The following is a 7303-nucleotide window of genomic DNA, read 5'->3' as shown; positions in this document are numbered from 1 at the left end:
CTGGCCACCGCCGCGGGCCCGGTCGACCTCTGGTGGCACGTCAGCCCGCAGCGGTGGCCAGCCGGCGGTGCCGCGCGCCGCTCAGGGCCGGGAGCACGGGGCGGGCGGCCGGAGCCGGGTCAGGACGGTGGCGTGCAGGCCGGTGAGCTGAGCGACCACCAGGCCGTCCGCCGTCCGGGCGGTGCTGGTGCCGGTCGCGGCCGAGTGGTGCAGCCACAGCCCCTCCGGGTGGGCGAGCAGCAGGTCGTGGTCGTCGCCCGGCCGGTGCAGGGCGATCCGCTCGATGTGCCGGGGCACCGCGACGGGGTGCCGCCCGTCCGGGTCGGGCGCGAGGGCCGGGGTGCGGGCCAGGCTGTCCAGCAGCACCGCCGGGGTGCCGAGCCGGGGCAGCGCGGTCAGGGCGTCCGGGTCGGGCCGCCAGTGGGCGGCGGTGCCCGTGCCGGTGGCGCGGCACCCGTCGGTGGCGCGGAAGGGGCCGGTGAGGACGACGGGCGAGGACGGGTCGTAGTACGGATCGTAGGAGGGGCCGGGGTCGGAGGTGGGGGCGGGCTGGTCGGAGGATGGGGCGTGGGGGGTGAACAGCGGCGCGGGACCGCCGAGTTGGACGGTGGCGCGGAAGTGTTCGCGGTCGGCGGCCAGCACCCGTCCGTCCGGCGCCACCACGTCCGAGCGGATGCTCACGTGCACGGCGCGCCCCGGGCGGGGCGAGGGGGACGGATGGGACGAGGGGGACGGGCGGAGGCGGGCTTCGATCCGGAAGCGGGCGGGGCGACCGTCGGTGCGGGCGCGGACCCAGGTGCGGAAGGCCAGCCGGTCGAGGCCGCGGACCGGCAGCCCCGGGCAGAGGGTGCGGGCGGCCTGGGCGGCGAGCTCGGCCAGCAGGACGCCCGGCACGGTCGGGCGGCCGTCCACCAAGTGGTGGCGGAGGAAGGCGTGGGTGTCCAGGTCGAGCAGCAACTCCCAGACGCCGTGGCCGGGTTCGAGCCTGGCGGGCGGGCCGAGCAGGCCCGGGGCGGCGGCTTCCGGGGTGGTGGCCTCCGGGGTGGTGGGGGCGGTGGAAGTGGCGGAGGGTGTGCGCAGGCCGGGGAAACGGGTGTCGAAGGAGCGGTGCTCGGCGGTGCCGACGAAGGTGACCAGCCGGTCGGTCCGGCCCTCCGGTTGCGCGCGGCGGCGCAGTTCAGCCAGGAAGTGCCCGACGCCCTCGGCGGTGCTCATCCGGGACAGCCGCGCGGTGCGGGCCGTGTACGACTGGACGACCGGGCCGGAGCCGAGGCCGGTCTCGTCCCAGATCGTCCAGGCGATGGTGAACTCCCGTCCGTCGGAAGATGATTGGGCGGCGGCGGAGAGGAAGTCGTTGGCGGGGGAGTAGTCGCTCTCGCCCGGCAGACCGGCCACGCCGGTGACCGAGCCGAAGTTGCACCACAGCCCCGGGGCGAGCGGGCCGTCGAACGCGGCGCGCAGGTGGTGGTAGCCGGAGAGCTTGACGTCGCGGATCCGGCGCATGCCCGGCAGCGTCTTGCGGGTGATGTCGCCCGGGTGGTGCAGCCCCGCGCCGTTCACCAGCAGGTCCACCCGCCCCTCCCGGGCCCGGACCGCCTCGGCGACGGCCCGGACGGCGGCCTGGTCGGTCACGTCGCAGGTGTGGAAGTGCACGTGCTCGGCCCCGCAGGACGCCCGCAGCGCGCGCAGCGTCAGCGCGGACTCGCGGGCGTGCAACAGCCGGTCGAAGTCGGCGCTGATCTCGCCGACCGGGCGCTCCGGGGTCCGGGACCGCTCGGCGGTGATGTGGCGGGCCCGGGCCGCGGGCAGCTCCGCGTCCGGGGCGTCCAGCAGTTCCGCCGGCACCTCGGCGGGCCGGCCGGACCCCACCAGGTGCACCCGGAGCGGGAGTCGGCCGGCCAGGCCGAGCAGGCAGGCGGCGGTGATGCCGCGCGCGCCGCCGGTGGCCACCACCACCGGGTGCGGCGGCAGCGGCACCCCGTCGTCGCCCGGCCGGGGGTCGGCGGCGGACGCGGTCAGGCGCTGCACCAGGCGGACGCCGTCACGGTGCCGGGCCACGGGCAACCCGTCGGCCGGGCGGGCGAGTTCACCCTCCAGCGCGGCCAGCACGGCCGCCGGGTCGGCGCGGTCGGAGACCAGCGCGCGGACGGTGCACTCCGTCAGCTCCCAGGCCAGCGACTTGACGAACCCGGTGAACAGGTGGGCGTGCGGCGCGGGTTCGCCCGCGCGGAACGGGGCGGCCGCGCCGACCGCCAAGGTGGCGAGGCCGTCGCGGAGTCGGCGCACCGCCCAGAACGCCGCCTCCTGCACGGCCAGCAGTTCGGCCGTCGGCGGCGCGGGCCACGGCGGCCCCGCGTGCAGGTCGGCGACCACCCGCAGGTGCCGGAACCCCGCCGGACGCCCGGCCAGGAGGCGGTCGACGGCCCGTCCCGGGTCCTCGTCCGCCCCGACGGCGAGCAGCCGGACGCCGGGCGCGGCGGCCCGGAGGGCGGACTCCTGCGCGGTGCCGGTGATCAGCAAGGTGTCGGCCGGGAAGGGGAGTTGCCGTTGCTGGGGGAGGCCGGCGGGCTGCCAGGACAGGGTGTGCCGCCAGGTCAGCGGCCGGGGGAGGGCGGGAGGCTGCGGCAGCTCGGGGTGTTGGGCGGCGGGAAGGTCGGCGGTGCGAAGGGCAGCGTCGGGACGGTCGGGGGCGGGAAGGCCGGGGGCGGGGTGGCGGGCGGCCAGGTGGCGGACGGCGGCCAGCAGGTCGTCCGCGCCCGGGTAGCTCCACCGGTCGGACCCGGCCGGGGGCCGCTCGGGCTGCTCCAGTTCGGCGAGGACGGCGTCGAGCGTGTCGAGCACCGGCCACTGCCGGGCGCGCGCGATCGAGGCCCGGGTGAGGACCACCGCGAACGCGCCCTCCGCCGTGGCCGGTTCGGGGGTGTCGTGAACGTCGGCGTGGGCGTGGGCGTCGGGGGTTTCACGGCCGTCGAGATCGTCGAGATCGTCGGGGCAGTCGGGGCCGGAGACGCCGTTGACGCCCAGCACCAGCGCCAGTTCCAGCTCGCCGCGCCGCAGGTGCGCGGCCGCCGCTCGCAGGGCGGTGCGGCCCGAGGTGGGGCCGGTGTCGAGCGTCATGGTCGGCCCGTGCAGGTCGTACCGGGCCGCGACCCGGGCCGGGATCACGTTCGGCATCAGACCGGCCAGGGTGTCCTCCGCCGGGTCGGTGCGGCCGCGCACCGCGTCGAGAAAGGACGTGGTGGCGGCGCGCAGCGCGGCTCGGTCCAAGTCGTCGTCCGGTGAACGGAGTTCGAGCGCGGCCGCCAGCGCGGTGGTGTGGCAGCGGACGGTGAGGTCGGGTGAGGCCGCCGGTACGCCGGTGTGTGCGGCGAACACCCCGCAGCCTTCCCGGAGTCCCTCCCACCAGGGCGGGACGCCCGGCCGGACCAGGGCGGCCACGGCCTGCAGCGCCATCAGTTGCGCCCGGTCGACGCGCGCGACGGTCCGGGCGGGCAGCCGCACCGCTTCGAACGGCGGGAGGGGGTAGGGCGATCCGAACGAGCGCAGGTGAGAAGGGTTCTGATCAGACGTCAGGCTGGTTGCGAGGTCCGGATCCCCCGGCAGGTGGGCCGACCAGGCGACCAGCACCACCGGGTCGTCCGGCAGCGGGGCGGGCAGCGACGGCGGGGCGCTCTCGCCCGGGCGCGGGGCGTCCTGGAGCAGCAGGTGCCCGTTGGTGCCGCCGAAGCCGAACGCCGACACCCCCACCGTGCGCGGCCGGTCCGCCGGGCGGGGCCAGGGCACCGGGTCGGTCGGCACCCGCAGCGGCGGCGCGCCGTCCGGGGCCCGGTACGGGACCTGCGGCGGGACGGCGGAGTGCGCGAGGCCCTGCAGCGCGTGCACCACCGAGACCGCGCCGGCCGCCCAACCGGTGTGCCCGACCACCGACTTGTTCGAGGTGCACCAGGCGTGCGGCAGTTGCTCGGACAGCACGCCGCGTTCGACCCCGTCACCGACCGGCGTCCCGGTGGCGTGCGCCACCACCCAGTCGACCCGCTCGGCGGGCAGCCCCGACACCGCCCGCGCCCGGGCCAGCGCCCGCTGCTGACCGGAGGCGTTGGGCGCGTGCACGGCCCGGCCCCGCCCGTCCGAGGCGGCGCCGAACCCGGCCAGGACGCCCAGCACCCGGTCGCCGTCGGCCAGCGCCGCGTCCAGCCGCTTGAGCGCGACGAACGCCGCCCCGTCGGAGAACAGCACCCCGTCGGCGTCCGCGTCGAAGGCCCGCACCGCACCCGAGCGGCTCAGCCCGCGCAGTCGGGAGAACAGCACGCTGTAGCGCGGCCCGAGCGAGAACGCCCCGCCGCACAGCGCGAGTTCGCACTCGCCGTCGAGCAGCGCCCGGGCACCCAGGTCGATCGCGTACAGGGCGGAGGAGCAGGCCGTGTCGACCACCTGGACGGGCACCGGTCCCGGCAGCAGCGCGGCCACGGCGGTGCGGACGGCGGCGAGCGGCAGGTGCTCCCCGGGGGGCCCCGCGTGCCGGTAGGCGGCGCGCAGCCGGTGCCGCAGCCGGGCCCGCAGGGTCGCCGGCGGGAGGTCGGACGGGCCGGGCCAGTGCGCGGCGAGGCCGGTGACGGCGGCCTCCACCAGCACGCTCTCCTCCAGGTGCTGCGACCCCTCGGCCCAGGCCCCGGCGAAGCAGGCGGTGCGAACTCCCTCGCGGGCGGCGAGCGTCGGCGCGCCGCACTGGAGCAGTGCGGTGCGCGTCCAGGCGGTGAGGAAGTCCTCGGCGGGGTCGGGCGCCGGACGGAGGTAGCCGGCCACCCGGCTGTAGGTGCGGTCCGGCGCGTCCCCGGCGGACCAGAAGTGCTCCAGCGGGAAGCGCTCGCCGGGCTCGCCGAACTGCGGGACGCCCTCCACCAGCCGCTGCCACAGCTCCTCCGGGTCACCGGCTCCCGGGGCGACCAGGCCGGTGCCGACCACGGCGACCGTCCGGTCGGCGCCCCGGACGGGGGCGGAAGGGGCCAGGAAGGGCACCGGAGCGGACGCCGGGGCGCGGGTCGTGGTGGGGGCCGGGGCGGGAGTCGTGGTGGGGGCCGGGGTGGGCTCAACCGCCTTGGTGGGATCGGGGCTTCGGGGGGTGAGCATGGCCCGGCCGACCGAGAGCCCGCCGTCGGCGAGCAGGCACTGTCCCGAGATCCAGCGCGACTGCGGCGAGGCGAGGAAGGCCACCAGTCGGGCCAGGTCCTCCTCGCGGCCGACCCCGCCGAGCGGGGCGGCCGCCGCACAGGTCGCCCGCAGGGCGTCCGCGTCCGGGAAGAGTGCGGCCGTCGGGTTGTCCAGCAGCCCGGCCGAGGCGGTGTTCACCCGGATGCCGACCGGCCCCAGGTCGGCGGCCAGGTAGCGGGTGAGCGCCTCCAGGGCGGCCTTGCAGACGCCCACCAGCAGGTAGTTGTCCATCGCCAGCCCCGCGCCGATGGAGGACACGTTCACGATCGACCCGCCGCCCCGGGCGGCCATCAGCGGCGCCGCCGCCAGCGCGCACCGGCGGGCGCCGTGCAGGTTGGTGTCCAGCGCCCGCTGCCACTCGGTCTCGGTGAGGTCGTCGTAGCGGGCGAACACGCCCCGCGCCGCGTTGTTCACCAGGACGTCCAGGCCGCCGTGCCGTTCGGCCAGCGTGGCGAACACCGCCGCCACCTGCTCGGGCTTGGCGACGCTGCCCCGCAGCGCCTCGGCCCGCCCGCCCGCTGCCCGGATCGCGGCGACCGTCTCCTCGGCGGCCTGCGGCGAGTGGAAGTGGTTGACCACCACCAGGGCGCCGCGCGCGGCCAGTTCGCGGCTGATCGCCGCCCCCACGCCCTTGCCGCCGCCGGTGACCAGCGCGACCTTGCCGGTCAGGTCCTGCGCGGTGCCGCCAGGTCGGTTCGGGGCGCCGCTCATGCCGACACCCCCGGGGCGGTGGGCAGGGTGCGCAGCAGCTCCGCCAGCGCGTCCAGGGTGGTGTGGCTGGTCAGCCGGGAGCCCTCCTCCGGCAGGGTGCGGCCGAAGCGGGCGGCGGCCTGGGCGAACAGCTCGGTCTGCTTGATCGAGTCGACGCCCAGGTCGGCCTCCAGGTCGGCGTCCCCGGTCAGCACCTCGGGCGGGTAGCCGAGCGCCACCGCGTACAACTCCCGCAGGACGGACACGACTTCACCGGGTTCGGGCAGGGAGTCGGCGACCGGTTCGCGGGCCCGGACGGGTGCGGGCGGGGACGCGGACGCGGCTGCCGGAAACGGGGGCGGGGGCGGGGGCGGAAGCGGCGGCGAGGGCGGGGGCGGTGCGGGGCGGTCGGCGTTCAACGCGGCTATCTCGGCGGCGAGTTCGGGGCCGCTGGTCCGGCGGCGCAGGGGTGCGAACGTCCGGACGCCGGGCACCGTTGCCGTCACCAGGGCGCTGAGCACGCCGCGCGGGCCGCACTCCACGAACAGTTCCACGCCCTGCGCGTGCAGCAGGCGCACCGCGTCGGTGAACCGGGTGGGGCGCACCAGGTGCGCGGCGACCAGTTCGGCGACCGCGTCGTCGCCGTCCACCCGCCGGCCGAGGATCGCCGAGTGCAGCAGGTGCCGGGCCGGCCCGGCCCGCAGCGCGCCCGCCCGGTGGCTGAACTCGCCCGCCACGGGGGCCAGTAGGCGGTGGTGGAAGGCGTACGGGACGGACAGCAGGCCGGCCCGGACGCCCACCGCCCCGGCCTGTCGGCGCACCCGTTCCAGCGCCCCGGTCGGGCCGGAGACCACGCACTGGCGCGGGCTGTTGTCGGCGGCCACCGTCACCTCCCACTCGCCGAGCCCGCACAGCAGGGCCTCCGTCCGGGTGGCGGACAGCTCCAGGGCCAGCATCCCGCCGGGCTCCGGCGGCCGGGCGGCGAACGCCTCGTCGCGCGCGGCCACCAGGGCCAGCCCGTCCGCCGGGTCGTACACCCCGGCGGCGGTGAGGGCGACCAGCTCACCGAAGCTGTGGCCCAACAGGACGTCCGGGAGCAGGTGGTGACGTTCCGTCAGGAGTCGGAACAGGGCCGTCCCGGCGGCGAACAGGGCCAGGTGCAGCTCGGCGGGGCGGTCCCGGACCAACTCCTCCAGGGCCGGGGCCCGTTCGTCGAGCAGGAGCCGGGACGGGGCGGACCGGCCGAGCCGGGCCGCGGCCGCGTCCAGCTCCCGCAGGGTCTCCGAGACCAGCGGCTCGTCCTCGGCGAGCCGGGCCAACCCGCCCGGCAGGTAGGCCCCCTGGCCGGGGAACACGAAAGCGCAGTGCTCGACCAAAGCAACTCCTCGACACAGAGCGACACTTG

General features: G+C 77.6%; 2 protein-coding genes. Both read right to left on the bottom strand.

The window, feature by feature from the left end:
- Positions 1–81: 81 nt before the first annotated feature.
- Positions 82–5919, bottom strand: coding sequence for an SDR family oxidoreductase (locus ACWEO5_RS12795; protein WP_452162428.1), 5838 nt, complete (start codon positions 5917–5919; stop codon positions 82–84).
- On the bottom strand, positions 5916–7274 hold the full coding sequence (locus tag ACWEO5_RS12790) for an acyltransferase domain-containing protein (RefSeq protein ID WP_452162427.1): 1359 nt from the start codon (positions 7272–7274) through the stop codon (positions 5916–5918). Before ACWEO5_RS12790 ends, ACWEO5_RS12795 begins: the two co-directional genes overlap by 4 nt.
- Between the last annotated feature and the right edge of the window lie 29 nt (positions 7275–7303).

The organism is Kitasatospora sp. NPDC004272, from assembly GCF_053603035.1.
This window is presented reverse-complemented; position numbering and strand designations above follow the sequence as displayed.